Annotated in this window: 16 protein-coding genes; 11 read left to right on the forward strand and 5 right to left on the reverse strand. The window is 62.2% G+C overall.

Annotation, left to right across the window (positions count from 1 at the left end; all coding sequences use genetic code 11):
* The 7 genes from AC1DX0_RS08200 to AC1DX0_RS08230 form a co-directional block, all read left to right on the forward strand.
* Positions 1-2,738: hypothetical protein (locus AC1DX0_RS08200; protein WP_477354969.1), on the forward strand; the 2,738-nt coding region annotated here is incomplete at its 5' end.
* Positions 2,739-2,741: 3 nt separating this feature from the next.
* Entirely contained in the window at positions 2,742-3,719 is a 978-nt protein-coding gene (locus tag AC1DX0_RS08205; protein WP_477354972.1) for a hypothetical protein, read from the forward strand.
* Between the two features lie 163 nt (positions 3,720-3,882).
* A complete protein-coding gene (locus tag AC1DX0_RS08210) occupies positions 3,883-4,494 on the forward strand; it encodes a rod-binding protein (RefSeq protein WP_477219986.1) in 612 nt (203 codons plus the stop codon).
* Between the two features lie 13 nt (positions 4,495-4,507).
* The gene (locus AC1DX0_RS08215) at positions 4,508-4,933 is read left to right on the forward strand and encodes a hypothetical protein (RefSeq protein ID WP_477354975.1); all 426 of its coding nucleotides are present in this window, start codon (positions 4,508-4,510) and stop codon (positions 4,931-4,933) included.
* Positions 4,934-4,962: 29 nt separating this feature from the next.
* Positions 4,963-5,499, forward strand: a complete 537-nt coding sequence (locus AC1DX0_RS08220; protein ID WP_477219987.1) for a hypothetical protein — start codon at positions 4,963-4,965, stop codon at positions 5,497-5,499.
* Positions 5,500-5,679: 180 nt separating this feature from the next.
* Entirely contained in the window at positions 5,680-5,964 is a 285-nt protein-coding gene (locus tag AC1DX0_RS08225; RefSeq protein ID WP_013529756.1) for an SCP2 sterol-binding domain-containing protein, read from the forward strand.
* Between the two features lie 267 nt (positions 5,965-6,231).
* Complete coding sequence (locus AC1DX0_RS08230) at positions 6,232-7,071, forward strand: hypothetical protein (protein WP_477219988.1); 840 nt, start codon at positions 6,232-6,234, stop codon at positions 7,069-7,071.
* Here AC1DX0_RS08230 and AC1DX0_RS08235 read toward each other — a convergent pair.
* Together AC1DX0_RS08235 and odc2 are read right to left on the reverse strand one after the other, a co-directional pair.
* Positions 7,039-7,611, reverse strand: a complete 573-nt coding sequence (locus tag AC1DX0_RS08235) for a GNAT family N-acetyltransferase (protein WP_477354978.1) — start codon at positions 7,609-7,611, stop codon at positions 7,039-7,041. The genes AC1DX0_RS08230 and AC1DX0_RS08235 overlap by 33 nt on opposite strands.
* A gap of 142 nt (positions 7,612-7,753) precedes the next feature.
* A complete protein-coding gene (gene odc2, locus AC1DX0_RS08240) occupies positions 7,754-8,887 on the reverse strand; it encodes an ornithine/lysine decarboxylase (RefSeq protein WP_477219990.1) in 1,134 nt (377 codons plus the stop codon).
* Between the two features lie 542 nt (positions 8,888-9,429).
* Here odc2 and AC1DX0_RS08245 point away from each other — a divergent pair.
* The 4 genes from AC1DX0_RS08245 (at position 9,430) to AC1DX0_RS08260 (ending at position 13,648) form a co-directional block, all read left to right on the forward strand.
* Complete coding sequence (locus AC1DX0_RS08245) at positions 9,430-10,626, forward strand: amidase (RefSeq protein WP_477219991.1); 1,197 nt, start codon at positions 9,430-9,432, stop codon at positions 10,624-10,626.
* 3 nt (positions 10,627-10,629) lie between these two features.
* Complete coding sequence (locus AC1DX0_RS08250) at positions 10,630-11,529, forward strand: LysR family transcriptional regulator (RefSeq protein ID WP_477219992.1); 900 nt, start codon at positions 10,630-10,632, stop codon at positions 11,527-11,529.
* A 200-nt stretch (positions 11,530-11,729) separates the two neighbouring features.
* Positions 11,730-12,398 carry a DUF1007 family protein gene (locus AC1DX0_RS08255; protein ID WP_477219993.1) on the forward strand — a complete coding sequence of 223 codons (669 nt, stop codon included), beginning with the start codon at positions 11,730-11,732 and terminating at the stop codon, positions 12,396-12,398.
* Positions 12,395-13,648 carry a nickel/cobalt transporter gene (locus AC1DX0_RS08260; protein ID WP_477354980.1) on the forward strand — a complete coding sequence of 418 codons (1,254 nt, stop codon included), beginning with the start codon at positions 12,395-12,397 and terminating at the stop codon, positions 13,646-13,648. The genes AC1DX0_RS08255 and AC1DX0_RS08260 overlap by 4 nt, the downstream gene beginning before the upstream one ends.
* A gap of 148 nt (positions 13,649-13,796) precedes the next feature.
* On the opposite strand, the gene denD is transcribed toward AC1DX0_RS08260, so the two are convergent.
* The 3 genes from denD to AC1DX0_RS08275 form a co-directional block, all read right to left on the reverse strand.
* Positions 13,797-14,771 (reverse strand): D-erythronate dehydrogenase, encoded by a 975-nt coding sequence (denD, locus tag AC1DX0_RS08265; RefSeq protein WP_477354983.1) that lies wholly within the window; start codon positions 14,769-14,771, stop codon positions 13,797-13,799.
* A gap of 12 nt (positions 14,772-14,783) precedes the next feature.
* The gene (locus tag AC1DX0_RS08270) at positions 14,784-14,996 is read right to left on the reverse strand and encodes a hypothetical protein (protein WP_477354986.1); all 213 of its coding nucleotides are present in this window, start codon (positions 14,994-14,996) and stop codon (positions 14,784-14,786) included.
* Between the two features lie 89 nt (positions 14,997-15,085).
* The gene (locus tag AC1DX0_RS08275; protein ID WP_477354989.1) at positions 15,086-16,063 is read right to left on the reverse strand and encodes a cation diffusion facilitator family transporter; all 978 of its coding nucleotides are present in this window, start codon (positions 16,061-16,063) and stop codon (positions 15,086-15,088) included.
* Positions 16,064-16,066 lie beyond the last annotated feature (3 nt).

A 16,066-nucleotide genomic window follows, 5' to 3' on the forward strand; every position in this document is an offset into this window, starting at 1 on the left:
TGTCGAGTTCCTCGTTTTCAAACGTCCTCCGTCGTCTTGATCTGCACATCCAAAACGGCGATTTGACAGCGGCTGCAAGTATTATTGAAAAAAACCCCCAGCTTAAGACGGATATTCGCGCCACGAAGGCGCGCGCTGCGATAAATAAAAATGCTAAAATTTTGACTCAATTTACGCGGTTCAAAGAAGCTATTTGCCGAGCTCCAGAACATGATATCGAGAACCTGGCGGCATTGCGATCCGTGCCGCAAGAGCTGCTCTCTCTGGCAGAAAAAAACCAAGCGACAGCCCAGCCGCTTCTGCGTTTGCGGCAACTGGCACTAGCTATCGACGATGTCGAAAAAGCGGTCCAGAGTGCGAGGCCAAAAAATGCACTCTATGGCGCAAAGGGCGAAGAGGCCTTGCTTGCAGCCGTGCGTACCTATGCGCAGGTGCTAGCCAGCTCCCCATCCACCTTCCCGCGCTATAAGGACCGTCTGCGTGATGCGTGGGCGCGCACAGAAGCGATGCAGGCGCTTACCAAGGCCGAGGGACACGGCCAGTTGAGGGCGACGGCACTTGCGCTTGCTAGCCATTGGAGCCGCCTTAACGAGCTTGCGGAGTTTCGCGCGCGCGAAACGCACTACCGCGAAGTTCGCGAACTTGCAGATAAGATTGCAAGCTTCGTTGCGACCGCCGATCGGCCTGGCGCGGATCCGGACGTGGTTTGCGCCATTTGGGAGGCCGCCCCCGATCTGGCCACCTCCGGCCTAGCGAGAGAGCCGCTGGCAAACGAAGACAGACGCACCCCCAACGCCATCTACGAACAATTTGTGAGCCGCCGACAGGAGTTGAAGCACCTGTCCGAAACGCTCAATACGATCGTACCGCCAGGTCACCCATACACCGAAGCCGCCCTCAAGGCCGCATCCACCCGGGTCAAGAGCCACATAACGAAACATGGCGAAATCCCCGCGCTTTCAGCGCTTTTTGGACGGATTGCGACGTTGAATACCGCAGCGGGGATGTTCGCCGACATCCGCAAGCTAGTTGAGGGTGGAGAGGAGCGGCTGTTGGACCTTGGGCTGACTTACCGCGGCTATGACGGTCCTACACTTACGGTGGCTCCTGATCTCGACTCAGCCATAAAGCGAGCTGCCGCACTTCTTTCTTACGTGGAAGCCTTTTCTTCTGCCGCTGCCGACCCGGCGAAAACCGAGGCGGATCTGGTGCACCTGTGGACCAGCGGGAACCTTGCACATCCGGCGGCCGCAAACACGCCGATCAACGGTTCGACAATTCAGGAGCGAGTTGCCCTGGCTTCACGTCGAATAACTGTCGGCGCAGAGATAGAGGCCGCCATCGCCACTGCCGATTCGGACCCGATGCGCACGCACGAAGCCGAATCCGCGATTCTCAAAATTTGGGCCGACAGCCATGAACTGCTGGCTCCCTGGGGCGGTGCCCAAGTCCGATTGCGGCCAAGGGTGGAGGCTGCGCGAGACCGGCTGATGCGGGCTCGCGCTTTCATGAAAGCTCTAGCTGAAGAGAAACCGGAAGAGGCGGCGCGTGCTTGGGGGACGGATGGCTGTCTTGAAACATTCGAACAAACCAGCGAGTACGCTCGGACGGCTGTGGAGGCAGCCACGGTAGTAGAGACGGCAGAGCGAGTTGTGTTACAACTGGCGGCGGCCCCGAGCGATGAACAGAGTGCTGTTGAAATGATCGCGCCAGCAGTCGAAGCTCATCCAATATTTTCGAAGGCACCGTTGTCTGGGCTCAAAGGACGCTCACTAAGCTTGCTGCTGGACCACTTGCGCGCGCGCGCCGCATTCCGCAGAAAGCTGGAAGCGTGCGATATGGCACGAGGCCATGAGCTTTTCGCCCTTGCCAACGACTGGGACCATACATACGGCCAAGATGACCCTCAACTCGCCGCCACGACAACGCTGAAGGAAGCCGTCGCGCTCAGGGCCAGATGGACGCTTCTCTGCAATGCCTTGCGCGAGAATGATGATGGCACGGTTGCAAAACTCTGGGGGGACGCCCGCCTGGAGGGCGCTGCGGATTTCAACGCCAACGCAGGCGCTATCCAGGGCTCATTGCAGCGTCACCTCGATTCTAAATCGCGCTTTCAGCCTCTGGCCAGAGACGCTGTGAAAGCGCACTCCTTCCAGAAGACTTGTCTTACTTGGCAATGGGAAGATGCCTGCGTAACACATGCGGTGATTATGCTTGGTGACAGGGCCGTCGACGCAAGCGATCGACAGAAAACGATAACTCGTCACGTTGTGAGCCGCGCAGCATTCGAGTCTGAAGGCGGGGCACTTCTCCCCTTCTCCGGCCGAATGATGACGGCACTGGTTTTTCCAGCTTTCAAGATTCGTGACTTGCTGGTGCATGCCGCAGAGCCGATCGCGTTACAGGAGCAAATGCGTCGACATTTGCGTTACCGGGTGCAAGGCAATGCCCCGCACAGCAAGACGCGGGAGCTAGAGCTCATCGCAGATCGGTCGTTGCTTCTTCCTCCACTTTGCCTGGTGGTCGACGAAGCAGGAACCTCCGCTGAGATCGTGGCGCATTTCCCATCGGTCGCGCTCGATAAGGATGCACGCATGGTCCTGCCGCTCTCAAGTCGGTCGAGCTTATTAAGTGTCAAGAAGCTCGTTCGGCTGGACTACGGCACGCCAGAGGACGCGGAGTGGCTTCAAATTGAGCATCCGGACCCCGCAGATCGCAAAATCGCAGTGGCGAGATAGCCGATGACGGATGAACGCAACAAGTGGTCGAAACACGAGTTGGCTCTATTGGCAGCTTCGCATTTGGTGAAGGAGTTGCCGGTGTCAGCCTTGGAAAATCACCATGCCGCGGAGCCGGAGCCATGGGTTCTCGACTTGATTGCACGCGCTGAACAGACTTGGAAGCATCGGTCGAGTCCTGCACCCTTGGTCCAGTCGATCCAAGAGCATCTCGGCTCTGCGTCCGATGACGAGAAATGCATGGCACTCGCGGCTGTGCTCAAGCTCGGAGCTGTCTCTCCAGAGGCGCAGGCCATGGTAACGGGCGGTATCTGTGCGGAGTTTACGACAATCGTGGCCGCCGATCCCGCACTTGGCCCGGCGCTGGAGGGGGCTYATCAAGTCTGGCCAAGGACTGCACAAATTCTCTATACAATCCGCCTCCTGCGATCGCCCTTGGCGATCGGTGCGCCAATAACTGACTTGCTAGGCTCGATTGGTGCACTCATTGAAGCGTGCTCACACAGTGAGAGACCGGAAGATGTCCCATTCGAGATGAGTCTTGGGTTTCTTCAAGCCGTAAATTCGTCTGACTTGCTTCCGCAGAAGCAGCGCGACGCCGCACTGCTAGGAGCAGATGCATTGCTGTTGATGCGTCGAGAAGTTTGCCCGTCTGTCTTAAGCCGAATCCTGCATCGGCATTCTGAAAGAATCCATGAAATAAGTGCTTTGGCTCGCACGAGGAGGATTGTTGAAAGTTCAAATATAGTTGATTCACTCACAAACCCCCTTTTAGTGCATGTCGCCATCCTTATTCTCTTTGAAGAAACCAACCTGGACGTGAGGGAGGTGTATGCCACCCTGAGAGGGATAGCGGAGGAGAGCAAGCAATGGACACCTGGCTGCCAACTTGAAATCTCGTTCAATGAAGCGGCGGAAGCCACCTCGGACGGCATGTTCTGCCGCGAATTCATCGGCGCCCCGGCATCAACGCGATTTTGATATGCCCTCGCCTCTGGTGGGAGCGTTTTTAGCTAATTTGAATCAGAAGCTTGATCTGACGTCTGCTAAGCCGCATATCGGGTCAGCAATCCGCTTGCAGCCCGAAGCGGATATCCGATCCCACCTCTCCTCCCCCGCAAGCCTGCCACAAGCTTGTTAAGGCATGGTCCAGCTAAGAAAAACCGGCAAAAGGCGGACTTTCTTGGCGATTTCACCACCCAGCGACATCGTTATGGATGTCGCCCGAGCTGCCGATCCAATGGATATCGAGGCTGCCCGCGCCGCGCTGACCAAGCGTGCGGGCGGCGCCGCTGGCACGTTCTCGGTCGACACCGCGGCATCCGTCGATGCCGGCTCGATCCTGTCGCGCGCCACGGCCGACAAGGCGGCGGCGACAGCCGATCCGGCCAAGAAATTCAAGAAGTTCGAGGCGATGGTCTTGCAGACCTTCATCCAGAACATGCTGCCCAAGGACACCGAGGGCGTCTATGGCAAGGGCCTCGCCGGCGACATGTGGAAATCGCAGCTGGCCGAGCGCGTCGCCGACGTCATGGCCGAGCGCGGCGGCATCGGCATCGCCAAGTCGCTGCTCGCCGACCACTATATGGACGGCAAGCGCAAGGTGCCGATCGGCCCGGTCTCAAACGGACCGGAAAAGACCGAGATCGATCAGCAAACCCGTCTGTCCACCTCGCTCGTCCAGGAATTGCAGCGCAAGGCCGCCAGGTCGATGACCGGCGACGAGACAACCATAAAAACAGATATCAAGATCTAGGCTGGGAAACACCATGACCGACTCTTCCGAATTCACCGCCAACCTGCCGGCGCGCACCACCGCGTCGGAAGCTCCGATACCGTTCGCACGGCCCGGGAACCTTGCCGCCATCATCGGCCGCATCGAGGAGGTGGTCGAGGAAGAGACCGCCGGCATCCGCAGCGATACCAGCTATGACCTCAAGGCGTCGAACGCCCGCAAGAGCCGCTATCTCTACGAACTGACCCGCGCCATGAAGGGCGGCAGCGAAGCCGAGTTCCTCGAACAGCACCGCGAAGGCCTGACCCGGCTGCGCCAGAAACTGGCGAAGAACGAGGCGGCGATCCTGGCGCATCTGAGCGCCGTCAACGAGGTCGCCAGCCTGCTGCGCAGTGCCATCCAGCGCGCCGAARCCGAYGGCACCTAYTCSGCCGGCGAATTCGGCCGGATGAAAGGCTAGAGCGCGATGAAGTCGGGCTCGGGCTCTGAATGATCAAGGTCATCGCCATCGCGATCTGGGTCTGCGCCGCCACGCTCGGCGCGGTGTTCTATTCGTTCCAGGCCGCCGGTGAAAAGGGCGTCGGCGAAAAACCCAAACCGATGCTGGGCGGGCTGGATTACGTCAAGACCGACGTCATTTCGGTGCCGCTGATCCGCGACTCCAAGATCGGCGGCTATTTCCTGGCCAAGCTGGTCTACACCGTCGAGCCGGAGCAGATAAAGAAACTGTCGATCCCGGCCGAGGCGCTGATCACCGACCAGGTCTACAGCTACCTCTACTCCAATCCCCAGATCGACTTCACCAAGAAGGCGACGATCGACCTTGATGCCTTCCGCACCGCGATCCGGGACGCCATCAATACCCGCGTCGGCGCAACCCTGGTGCATGAGGTTCTGATCGATCAGGTCAACTTCCTGGGCAAGGACGAGATCCGCGACAACTGGCTGCGCCGCCGGCAGGATTCCGACACCACGGCGTCCGATACCGCCAAGCCGGTCGAAGCAGAGGCGCCGCCGGCCCACTGACCACTGATGCCCCACCAGCTTGCCCGGTGCGGCGATAGGATCCAGCCCCGAGGATTCGCGTTGACGTAAACGTCAACCCGAAGCTATATGCGGCAGCGATCATAATCGCCGAAGAGGCAGCATGGGTTTCGGTCGGACCGGAGCACCGTCGCGACAAATGCAACCAGACAGGAGAACAGCGTGAGCGTTCAGGAGATTGCCGAGAAGATCAAGTCGCGCGTGGCCAGCAGCGGGTTCGATCGTTCCGTGAAGTTCGACACCGGTAGCGACGGCGTAATCGTCATCGACGGCGCAACCGTCTCGAACACCGATGCCCCCACCGATTGCACCATCAAGCTCTCGCTCGACGATCTCGATTCGCTGATCGCTGGCGACCTGAACCCGACCATGGCGTTCATGACCGGCAAGATCAAAGTCGAAGGCGACATGACCGTGGCCATGGCGCTCAGCCAGTTGATCGGCTGACGGCATGGATGTCGCAAGCCATACGGTGGCTTGCGCAGACATGCATTAAGACAAGGCCGAAGCGCGCCACATGATCCATCTGGACGTGCTTTGGCCCTTGTCGGGACACCGTTTTCAAGACGGCACATTCGTTCCACAGGCTTCGGCAATCTTGGCACGAAACCTTCACGCGGCAGGGAACCGCAAGCTGCTCATACCTTTGATTGTGAAATCATCCATTTAGTCTGACCTCGGCTCCATAAGGGCGGCAAAGCAGCGAGGTCGATAATGAATATCCATAGTGTTCGAGCAGTGGCGCGCGCGGTGCTCATCGCTGCCGTGGTTTCGGTGACAGCGGCGGCCGCCGCCGACGAACATGTCCTGATTTCCTACGAAGCCACACCTTCCCTGGGCTTCGACCTGCCAAAACTGAAGACGGCCGGCTACGCTGAACGGGCCGCCTTTTCGGCGCAGGTGCTTGAGAAAATCGTGCCAAAAATTGTCGCCAGCATAGGCGTCGATCCTGCGGTGCTCGAGACGGAAGTCACACCGGGCGGCTACCTCCTCAAGACCAACGCCTCGCTGCAGACCGAGGCAACGCTCGACGACGCGACCGCCGATCGACTGGCCGCCGCCTTCGGCTACATTTTCCACCAGCACAGCGTGCTTGTCTCTCGGCTGGACGACAGCAGCGGCAGCACCGGCTTCGTCACCGTCCGCTTCCCCAAGGATACGCTCGATGCCACTGTGGCGCAGCGCTTCTTCGAAAAAGCCGATGCCGTGGAAAAGGGCCTGGGCGGCGGTTACACCGCCTTTGGCGACGAGCAGATATTCCTCAATGTCGTGGACGGCAACGGCAAGCCCTATAGCGGCCTCGACAATGCAGCATTTCTGGATGGGCTGAAGCGCACCGCAGCCACGTTCGGGCCGCCGGCGCCGCAAGTATCGGACTCCGGAACGGCAGCGGCCCGCTTCATCGGCAACGACTGGGACAAGGCCCCCAAAGGCGAGGACTACTTGGCTCGCCTCGGAGGTGCCGGTTCCCCGGCCGTGACCGGCCTGGATGCCGTTGCGGCCGAGTATGCCGCGCTGGTTTCAGCCAGCGCGTTGCACTTCGGCTGGAACTGACAGCTTGCGGCCGGACGCCTTCAGCGTGCCGTGCACGCCATCAAGCGCGCCGTCCACCAGTTCCAGCGCCAGCAGTCGGTGCCGCTCATAGGGGCCAGGCATCGCCAGCCGGCCCGTCTTGTCGGCCGAGAAGCCGAAGCGTCCGTAGTAGGGCGCATCGCCGACCAGCAGGATGGCCGCGTGGCCGAGACGCGCCGCCTCGGCAACGGCATGGCGCATCAGCGCCGAGCCGATGCCGGCRTYYTTSAGCGMCGGATCGACGGCGAGCGGGCCAAGCAGCAGCGCTGCCGGACCGTCCTCGCCCAGCCTGACATCCCATAGCCGCACCGTGCCGGCGACGCCGCCCGACGCATCGCGCGCGACGAAGGCCAGGCCTTCCGACGGCCGGCGGCCCCGCCGCAGCTTCTCGGACGATTTTTTTCGCCGCATCGGGCCCATGGCACGATCAAGCAAGGCTTCGCGCGCAGCTATGTCGGCGACGGTTTCGGCGACCATGGAGAAGGCCGGCGCATGAGCTACGATTTCAACTGACATTTCCATTTCCGCAATCCCTGGCGAGCGGAGATCTGTTCCACAAGCGAAGCCGGGCGGACGACAAGCGCCCGCGCCGGATGATCTGATCGGCTCTCTCAGCGCATTTTCGGGCGAAGTGGTGTCCGAAAATGTACCAAATAAAGAACCGTCAGATCACGTAGGATCGGAGAGGCTCGAAGCCGTTGAACGCGACCGCCGAGTAGGTGGTCGTGTAGGCGCCGGTGCCTTCGATCAGCACCTCGTCGCCGATGGTCAGCGACAGAGGCAGCGGGTACGGTGTCTTCTCGTACATCACGTCGGCCGAATCGCAGGTCGGGCCGGCGAGCACGCAAGGCGCGGTCTCCGAGCCGTCATGGCGGGTGACCAGGGGATAGCGGATCGCCTCGTCCATCGTCTCTGCCAAGCCGCCGAATTTGCCGATGTCGAGGAACACCCAGCGCACATTGTCGTTGGCGGCCTTCTTCGAGATCAGCACGACTTCCGACTTGATGACACCGGCATTGCCGACCATGCCACGGCCCGGCTCGATGATGGTTTCCGGAATGGCATTGCCGAAATGCTTGCGCAGCGCCGAGAAGATCGCCTGGCCATAGGCCTGCGCCGCCGGCACGTCACGCAAATATCGCGTCGGGAAACCGCCACCCATATTGACCATCTTCAGCACAATGCCTTCCTCGGCGAGCGTGGCGAACACCTTCTTGGCGTCGGCCAGCGCACGGTCCCAGGCGGTCAGGTCGGTCTGCTGCGAGCCGACATGGAACGACACGCCATAGGCGTCGAGGCCGAGGCCCTTGGCATGGCGCAGCACGTCGACGGCCATCGCAGGCACGCAGCCGAACTTGCGCGACAGCGGCCATTCGGCGCCCTCGCCATCGGTCAGCACGCGGCAGAACACRCGCGCGCCGGGAGCGACGCGGGCGATCTTGTCGACTTCCTCGACGCAATCGACGGCAAACAGCCGGATGCCGAGCTGGTAGGCGCGTGCGATATCACGCTCCTTCTTGATGGTGTTGCCGAAGGAGATGCGGTCCGCGGGCGCACCCGCGTCCATCGCCATCTCGACTTCGGCAACGGAAGCGGTGTCGAAGGACGAGCCCATCGCAGCAAGCAGGCGCAGGATTTCCGGCGCCGGGTTTGCTTTCACCGCATAGTAGATCTTGGAATCGGGCAGCGCCTTCTCGAAGGCGCGGAAATTGTCGCGCACGACATCGAGGTCGACGACAAGGCAGGGGCCGGACGGACGTCGGGTGGCGAGGAAGTCGAGGATGCGCTGGGTGGCCATAGGATATCTCCAAACACGCCTTTCGGCGCGCACAAGGGTGCGGACGCGGGCCTTCGGCCTCGCGAACACGCGGTCAAACAAAGGCGGGACGGAAATTCATGGACCCAGCCGGTGGAGACCCCGGAACCATGAAACGCCGTCTCGCGGCGATGAACCTTGGCCTTGCCCGGCTTCGGTTCGCTTTGTCTGCCTTGGCTTGGATTGGGAGAACCCCGTTCCGCACTGCCGGCAATGAAGGTGTGCCTCTTTAGTAACCCCGGTCTTTGGACAACCGGAAGAGAACCAGAAAGGCCCGCACCGTCGTTGCTTCAAGGTGTCCTCGGGCTGGCGGTTGGCCGCTAGACCGACTGGAGGGGTTGGCTCCAGTTACCTTACCGATTTCCCTCACCATTCGAGGATCGGCGGACACCCACAGGCACGTGCGACTTTGGGCAAGCGCGATATATGGCTGGTTGCCGTCACAATCAATAAAAATCGTATCCAAGGTTGTAAAATTTCTGGCATCGAACAATGTTGGCGCAACCGTATACGGATATCGAACGATGACAGGCACGCACGGCCCCTACAACGCCTTCCTCGATCTCCGCCAGATGCCGGTGGCCCATGCCGAACTCGGCCCGCTTGCCGGCCTGCGGCTGGCGGTCAAGGACATTTACGACGTTGCCGGCTACCGCACGGGTTGCGGCAATTCCAGGAAATTCGCCGAAAGCCATGCCGCCTCGCGCACGGCGCCCGCCGTGCAGACGATTCTCGATGCCGGCGCACGCTTCGTCGGCAAGACGCAGACCGACGAGCTTGCCTTCGCGCTGTTCGGCCAGAACGCGCATTTTCCGTTTCCGGTGAACCCGGCCGCCCCCGACCGTGTCACCGGCGGCTCGTCGTCCGGATCGGCTTCGGCGGTGGCGGGCAGGCTGGCCGACATCGCCACCGGCTCCGACACTGGCGGCTCGATCCGCGCCCCGGCGAGCTTTTGCGGACTGATCGGGCTGCGCACCACGCAGGGCCGCATTGCGCTCGATGGCACGATGAAGCTTGCGCCAAGCTTCGACACGTTCGGCTGGTTCGCCGACGACATCGAGACCTACGAGACGGTCGGCAAGCTGCTGCTTGGCCGCGATCCGCATCAGCATATCCTGGACCGGCCGCTGTCGCTCACCTGGCTGGACGAGATGGTCGCCCGCCCGGCGCTTGCCGAATATGCCGGGATGAAGGGACTGGCGAGCGCGGTTTTCGGCGCGCCGGCAACGCCGGTGATGCATTTCAGCTCTACCCCCGATGAACTCTACTGGTGCTTCCGCCGGCTGCAGGCCAGGGAAGCCTGGGGCGTGCATGGCGACTGGATCACCAGCGGCGAGCGCGACCTGGGCCCCGGCGTCGAGGAGCGTTTCGGCTTTGGCCGTGCCGTCGATGACCGGACGGCCCAGGCCGAGAAGGTGCGCCGGCTGACCTTCCGCGGCGAACTGAGCGCCCTGCTCGGCAAGGACGGCTTCCTTGTCCTGCCAACGGTGCCGGGCCCCGCCCCCTATGTCGACTCGACGCCGGAACAGTTCCAGGCCTATCGCGAGCGGGCGCTGCATTTGCTGTGCCTAGCCGGCCTGTCGGGCTTTCCGCAAATCACCTTGCCCATCGGTTCCGTCGCCGGCGCTCCGTTCGGCCTGTCGTTGTTAGGCCCTTCCGGTAGCGACATTGCCCTGATACGGCTCGGCCGAAAACTTCTCGACGCAGCACAAAGGGCCTGAGCCATGGACACACTGACCCGCATGCGCGCCTTCATCGACGTCGTCGAGGCCGARGGYTTTTCRGCSGCGGCGCGCAAGATCGGYCGCTCCAAGGCGCTGCTGTCMAARTATGTGCGCGAGCTGGAGGACGAACTCGGCGCCCTGCTGCTAAACCGCACCACACGCCAGTTCTCGATGACCGAGGCCGGCCACACCTATTACCGGCGAGCCTCGGAGATCGTGCGCGAGGTCGACAGCCTGGCCGACGCCGTGCGTGAATCCTCCGGCGACGTGCGCGGCAGGATCAAGCTGTCGGCGCCGCGCACTTTCGCCGACGCGCCGATCGGCCAGTCGCTGATCGACTTCGCCAAGCAGCACCCCGACATCGTGCTCGACATCCAGCTCGATGACCGCTTCGTCGACCTGGTCGAGGAAGGCTTCGACCTCGCGGTGCGCATCTCGCGCCTGGAGAATTCGTCGTTGATCGCCAGGCGGCTGGCGCCATTCTCCATAAAGCTCTGCGCCTCGCCCGAGCTGATCGCCAAGCACGGCATGCCGACGCGGCCGCAGGATCTCGGCCACATGCCTTGCATCGTCGACACCAATGGCCGCGGGCTGAACAACTGGGCGTTCAAAGGCGACAACAACGATCAACTGAGCGTCGCCGTGTCGGGCCCGATCGAGGTCAACAGCCCGATGGCGGCGCGGGCCGCGGCCCTGTCCGGGCTTGGGTTTTGCATCCTGCCGGATTTCATCGCCGCCCCCGATCTCAAGAGCGGCCAGTTGGTGACGGCGCTCGACGACCGCATCCTGTCCGGCGGCGGCATTTTCGCCGTCTACCCGCACCGCCGCTATCTGCCGGCCAAGGTCCGCGTTTTCGTCGACTTCCTGGTGCAGTGGTTCAGGACTCGTGAGGTCGTTTGACCTGCCCCGGGCTCTTGTTGCGTGCCTGTCGTAGTCCCAAAACCGCTGCACACTTTTGGGTGACACGCTTTGAGCCTTATGCGTGTCATTCCCCCAAAACCGCTGCACACTTTTGGGTGACACGCACTGGCGGTCCCATTTTCGCCCCCTTTCTGGTAACCTTCGGTTTCTCGCCAAAGCCAAGGGAATCGCGACCGGGAATGCACCTCAAACGGCACGCAATCATACTGGCTTCGGCCTTGGCGGCGACCTTTGCCGCCACGGGGCCGGCTTATGTGCATCCGCACGTTTTCGCCGAGGCCCGCCTCGACGTGATCCTCTCCCCGGATCACCAAAGTGTGAAAGCGCTGCGCCATCTCTGGCGCTTCGACGATCTGTTTTCGAGTACGGTGATGATGGAGTTCGACAAGAACTCCGACCTGAAGCTTGACGACAAGGAGCTGAAGGATGTCGCCGACACCGTTCATGCCTCGCTGGCCGAGTTCAACTATTTCCAGCTCGTCACGCAAAACGGCAAGGATGTGGCGATGACGCCTCCACCGCATCTGATGGCCAATTTCGACAACGACCAGTTGATCATCCTGTTCGAGTCCGAACCCAAAGTGCCGATCAAGCTGACCGGCACGATCGATATCGGCGTCTACGATCCGACCTTCTACACGGCGATCGACTTCACCGAGGATTCCAACATCACGGTTGAAGGCCTGCCSTCGAAYTGCACCAGCAAGGTGATCCGTCCGGACCCCGATGAAGCCATCAAGGAAAACCAGAAGACCTTGACGGACGCCTTCTTCAACGACCCGACAGGCACCGACATGAGCAAGATCTTTGCCACCAAACTCGAACTGACCTGTCAGCCAGAAGGATGAAGCCGGTGACGAAACCGTCCCTGCGTTTGGCACTCGGCCTGTTGGCCCTCACCGTTGCCGCGATGCATTTCGCCAATGCCGCCCATGCCCAGTCCTCGCTCGGCATCGGCGTCAATGACGGCATGGCGCCGACCACCGGTCCGTTCGCCCACATCCTGATGTGGATCAATCTCAGGCAACAGGAATTCTATCGCGCGCTGGCGACAGCCATGAAGGCGATGCGCCAGGACAACAGCAAGATCTGGATCCTCATCGGTCTGTCCTTCGCCTATGGCATTTTCCACGCCGCCGGCCCCGGCCACGGCAAGGCGGTGATCTCGTCCTACATGGTGGCCAAYGAAGTGGCGCTGCGGCGCGGYRTYMTGYTGTCCTTCGTCTCSGCSCTKYTGCAGGGYCTGACSGCGATCGYGGTCATGCTGCTCGCCTATTTCGTCCTGCGCGGCACCACCATCTCGATGACCGACGCGGCCTGGTTCATGGAGATCATGAGCTTTGCCCTCGTCACCCTGTTCGGCGCCTGGCTGCTATGGCGCAAGCTCGGCCCTTCCGTCCTGCGCCTGTTCGGCAAGGCACCGGCCTACAGCCTGTCGGCGGCCCATGCCGGACATTCGCATGGTGGCCACTCTCACGCCGGCCACTCTCACGCCGGGCATTCTCACGCGGGTCATTCCCACGCCGGCCATTCGCATGCCGCGCACAGCCATTCGGCAGATGCTCATTCGCATGCGCTGCAAGTGCATGACGACCACGACCATGTGCATGAGCATTCGCACGATCACCACGACCACGGCGTGCACGATCATGATCATAGTGCACATGATCATGCGCATCATGACCATTCGCATCACGACCATGCGGCGGACGAAGTCTGCGAAACCTGTGGCCACTCGCATGCGCCGGATCCGGCGCTGCTGTCGGGCGATCGCTTCGACTGGCGCACCGCCTGGTCGGCGGTGGCCGCCGTCGGCATCCGCCCCTGCTCCGGCGCGCTGATCGTGCTGAGCTTCGCCCTCCTCAACGGGCTCTGGCTCGGCGGCCTGCTGTCGGTGCTGGCGATGTCGCTGGGAACCGCCATCACCGTCTCGGCACTGGCAACGCTCGCCGTGACGGCCAAGAACTGGGCGGTGTATTTCGCCGGCGACGGCCGCATGGGCAACCGCATCCATTCGATCGTCGAGATCGGCGGCGCCGCCTTCGTCTTCCTGTTCGGATTGCTGCTGTTGTCGGCCAGCCTGACGGGCAGCGTTTGACCATACGCAGCACCCGAAGGTGTGTTGAGATTCAGGTCAGGCCGTGCCGAGAAGGGTTGATACCGAGAACCGGAGCGGAGCGTACTGTTCGTACGTGAGCACCGGAAGCGCAGGTATCRGCCRTTCGCAGGCCGGCATCACCTGAATATCAATACACCTTGCCGCCCAGCTCATCCTCGATATGGGCGCGGATGATCTCATCAAAGCTCTTCTCGGCGCTGAAGCCGAGTTCCCGTGACCGTCTCGCCTCGAAGCGGGTCGGCCAGCCCTTGACGATCGCCCAGATCGTCTCGTCCGGCTCCTCGCGGATCAGGCTTACCGTCTTCGGCCCGGCGATGCGCTCCAGCGCCTCGATCTGCTCACCAACGGTGACGGCGACGCCGGGCATCGTCAGATTGCGGCGCGGCCCGACGGCAGCGCCGTCGATCCCGGCTGCATGGATGAGGAAATTCACCGCCGAGCGCGGGCTGGCATGGGTGTGCACGACCGAGCGCGGCACCGGCAGGATCGCCTCATGGCCGCTCAACGGCTCGCGGATGATGCCGGAGAAGAAGCCGGAGGCCGCCTTGTTCGGCTTGCCGGGCCGCACGCAGATCGTCGGCAGCCGGATGCCGATGCCGTCGAAGAAGCCGCGCCTGGAATAGTCGGCGAGCAGCGCTTCGCTCATCTGTTTCTGCGTACCGTAGGAGGTCAGCGGCGTCGGATGGAATTCATCAGGGATGACATCCGGGAACGGTGCGCCGAACACCGCGATCGACGAGGTGAAGACGACGCGCGGCGCAAAGCSCGCTAGCCGGATGGCATCGAAYAGGGCSCKCGTACCGTCGAGATTGACGCGGTAGCCGAGATCGAAATTGGCTTCCGCCTCGCCCGACACGATGCCGGCAAGATGGAAGACGACGTCGGGGCGCGACGCGACCAGGCTTTCGGCGGCGCCCGCCGTGGCGAGGTCGCCGGTATTGGTGTTGATGCTGACCCCATCCATGGCCGGGGCCTGTGGCGGCACGATGTCGTGCAAATCGAGCGCGGTGATCTTCTTACCGCGCAGCTTGCCGTCCTTTGCCAGCCTGGCGATGAGCTTGCGGCCGACCATGCCCGCGGCGCCGGTGATCAGAATGCGCATGTCAAAATTCCCTTACTTGCCCTGATTTTTGCGCTGGGTGCGCGCGCGCAGCCAGAACACGAGGAAAAACGCCAGCACGAAGACAATGCCGAAGATACCCGCCAGCACGGTCGAAAAACTGCCGAGTGCCAGCATCACCGTCGGCAGGTAGAACGCCGCAATGCCGAACAGCAGCATGATCCASRCCGCCGCGATCRSCGCATTGCGCGTGTCRCGGTCCATCATGCCGCACCGGAGCGGCGGTCGTTCGTCGGGCTGGGTTTCAAAGCTGGAGAACTCCTGAGGCAGGTCCGATCAATGGTCATCAATCGGGCCTAGTGATGGTGGCCGTGATGCGCAGCCGCATCGTGCTCATGCTCATGCTCGTGGTCGTGGTCGTCGCCGTCATCGGCGCATTGGCCGAATTCCGGTTCCACGGTGGCATGGCTGATGCCGTGCTCGCTGGCAAGCCGCTTCTTGATGGCGCTGACCGCCTGATACGCATCGACGCCCTCGTCGAGGCAGGCATGCAGCGTCGCCATGTTGCTTGACCCATCGAGCGACCAGACATGCATGTGGTGCACTTCGCGCACGCCCGGGATCGTCGTTTCCAGGTCCTTGGCAACCAGGTCGCGGTCGAGACTTGGCGGCACGCCCTCGAGCAGAACATGGGCCGCGGCGCGCATCAGCKACCAGGCCGTGGACAGGATCAGCAGCGAGACCAGCACCGACAGGATCGGGTCGATCGGCGTCCAGCCGGTGGCAAGGATTACCAGTGCCGCCACGATCGCCGCCGCAGAGCCGAGCAGATCGCCCAGCACATGCAGGATGGCGCCGCGCATGTTGAGGCTTTCACGGTCGCCGCCATGCAGCACGAAGAAGGAGCCGAGATTGACCAGCAGGCCGAGGATCGCCACCACCAGCATCGGCCCACCCAGCACCGGTGCTGGTGTGAGCAGGCGGTCCCACGCCTCGTAGCCGATCCACAGCGCGATAACGAAGATGGCGATGCCGTTGGTATAGGCGACCAGTGTCTTGACCCGGCCGAAGCCATAGGTGAGCTGGCCGGTCGCCGGCCGTCCCGCAAGATGGAAGGCATACCAGGCAAGGCCGAGGGCGATAGCGTCGGCAAGCATGTGGCCGGCGTCCGCCAGCAGCGCCAGCGACCCGGTGAAGAGACCGCCAAGCGCTTCCGCCACCATGAAGCCCGCCGTCAGGCAGGCCGCGATCAGCACGCGCTTCTTGTCGGTCGAGCCATGCACATGGCCGGCGCCGCCGTGGTCATGCCCGCTATGGTCGTGGCTGTGTGCCAATGG

It is taken from the genome of Mesorhizobium sp. P3_A9 (assembly GCF_056402975.1).